Annotated in this window: 2 protein-coding genes; one reads left to right on the plus strand and one right to left on the minus strand. The window is 64.9% G+C overall.

What is annotated here, in order from left to right:
* Positions 1-96: 96 nt before the first annotated feature.
* On the minus strand, positions 97-1323 hold the full coding sequence (locus AU175_RS20960) for a pyridoxal phosphate-dependent aminotransferase (protein ID WP_066288789.1): 1227 nt from the start codon (positions 1321-1323) through the stop codon (positions 97-99).
* A gap of 100 nt (positions 1324-1423) precedes the next feature.
* Between AU175_RS20960 and AU175_RS20965 the strand changes: the two genes are divergently transcribed.
* Positions 1424-2684 (plus strand): alpha-glucosidase (locus tag AU175_RS20965; protein WP_066294643.1); only part of this gene is annotated, 1261 nt, incomplete at its 3' end.

Below are 2684 nucleotides of genomic sequence, written 5' to 3' on the forward strand. Positions count from 1 at the left end.
CCTTACCCGTCGGTTCGCCGGCGGCGGCCCTCGTCCTGCGGGAGGCTGAGAGGCTTATCGACGCCGCGAAGGAACGGACAGCGCTCTAGCTGCGGGTCAGTCCGCCACGCTGCTGCGGTACGTCGCCAGGAACGTGGAGATCCGGCGCACGGCTTCCTCGATGTCCAGGACCGAGGGGAGGATCACAAAGCGGAAGTGATCCGGTGCCGGCCAATTGAAGGCTGAGCCGTGGGATACCAGGATCTTCTGGTCCTGCAGGAGGTCCAGCACGAACTGCTCATCGCTCCTGATCGGGTAAAGCTCCGGATCAAGGCGGGGAAACAGGTACATGGCTCCTGCCGCGGGGACGCACGTGACGCCGGGAATTGCGGTGAGGAGCTTGAAGGCGAGGTCGCGCTGGTCGCGCAGCCTGCCCCCGGGCTTCACCAGCGCCTCGATGCTTTGGTAGCCGCCCAGGCAGGTCTGGATTGCATGCTGGGCGGGGACGTTGGGGCACAGGCGCAGCGAGGCAAGGAGCTCCAGTCCCTCGCGGTAATCCGCAGTGGCCGCGAGGGGACCGGTGACGGCCACCCAGCCCGCCCGGTACCCGGGCATGCGGTAGGCCTTGGACAGGCCGCTGAAGGTCAGGCAGCACACGTCTTCAGCGACGGCGGCCGTGTGGATGTGCTGGGCGTCCTCGTAAAGCACCTTCTCGTAGATCTCGTCCGAGAACAGGACCAGGTTGTGCTTTCGGGCCAGCGAGGCGAACTGTTCCAGCACGTGGCGGGGGTATACAGCGCCGGTGGGGTTGTTGGGGTTGATGATCACGATCCCCTTGGTGCGGCCGGTGATCTTCGCTTCCACGTCTGCAAGGTCCGGCCACCAGTTGTCGGCCTCGTCGCAAAGGTAGTGCACCGGCGTGCCGCCGGTCAGGGTCACCGCGGCCGTCCAGAGCGGGTAGTCCGGTGCCGGGACCAGGATTTCGTCGCCGTTCTCCATGAATGCCTGCAGGCACATGGAGATGAGTTCGCTGACGCCGTTGCCGATGAAGATGTCCTCCACCCCGATCTGCATCAGGCCGCGGGTCTGGTAGTACTGCGAAATGGCTGTCCGGGCCGAGAAGATTCCCTTGGAATCGCTGTACCCCTGCGCGTCGCGCAGGTGGTGGATCATGTCCACCACCACCGATTCCGGCGTCTCCAGCCCGAACGGAGCGGTGTCTCCGAGGTTCATCTTGAGGATCCGGTGTCCCTCGGCCTCCATGTTCTTGGCCGCCTGGAGGATCGGCCCGCGGAGTTCATACCGGACGTTCTGGAGTTTGCTGGAGTGTTGCATAGCGCGCATGGTTGATCCTTTCACAGCAGGGGCCATTGACCGCAGTACCTACGGGAACCAGACTTTCACTGAGCCTGCATCCCGTCGCGCCGTGTACCAGGAGGAATCCATGACCAGCCAGGAAATCCAGTCGGAAACGGCCCGCCGTGCGGGGCGGGAATGGTTCAAGAGCGCCGTCGTCTACCAGATCTACCCCCGCAGCTTCGCTGATTCCGACGGCGATGGCGTGGGCGACCTGCGCGGGATCATCGGGCGGCTGGACTACCTTCGGAACCTGGGCGTCGACGTCGTCTGGCTTTCCCCGGTCTACCGCTCGCCGCAGGACGACAACGGCTACGACATCAGCGACTACCGTGATATCGACCCGGTGTTCGGTGACCTCGGCACCCTGGACGAACTGCTGGATGGCCTCCACACCCGCGGCATGAAGCTGGTGATGGACCTGGTGGTCAACCACACCTCGGACGAGCATCCGTGGTTTGTCGAATCCCGCTCGTCCAAGGACAACCCGAAACGGGACTGGTACTGGTGGCGCCCTGCGCGGGACGGTGCGGAGCCCGGCGCTGCCGGCGCCGAACCCAACAACTGGGGCTCCGCGTTCTCCGGCCCGGCGTGGGAGTACGACCCCGCCAGCGGCGAGTACTACCTGCACCTGTTCTCGAAGAAACAGCCGGACCTGAACTGGGAGAACCCGGAGGTCCGTGCCGCCGTCTACGACATGATGAACTGGTGGCTGGACCGCGGCGTCGACGGCTTCCGGATGGACGTCATCAACTTCATCTCCAAGGACCAGGCACTGCCGGACGGCCCGCGGGCTGACGGCATGCTCTATGGCGACGGCGGCCCGCACTATATCTGCGGCCCGAGGATCCACGAATTCCTCCAGGAGATGCACCAGGAGGTCTTCGCCGGCCGGGACAAGGACCTGCTGACCGTGGGCGAAATGCCCGGTGTCACCGTCGAGGACGCCGTCCTGTTCACCGATCCCGCGCGGGAGGAAGTGGACATGGTTTTCCAGTTCGAGCACGTGGCACTGGACCAGGACGGCGGCAACAAATGGCGGCCGAGGAAGCTCCTGCTCACCGACCTGAAGAAGTCCTTGGGCCGCTGGCAGGAGGCGCTGGGGGAGCGTGGCTGGAACAGCCTCTACTGGGGGAACCACGACCAGGCCCGGGCCGTATCCCGGTTTGGCGACGATGGCCAGTTCCGGGAGTTATCCGCCAAAATGCTGGCCGCCATCCTCCACCTGCACCGCGGCACGCCCTACGTCTACCAGGGCGAGGAACTCGGCATGACCAACATGACTTTCGGTGCCATCAGCGACTACCGGGACATTGAAGTCCTGAACCACCACCGTGAGGCCACCACCC

This window comes from Arthrobacter sp. B6, from assembly GCF_001663775.1.
Lineage (GTDB): Bacteria > Actinomycetota > Actinomycetes > Actinomycetales > Micrococcaceae > Arthrobacter.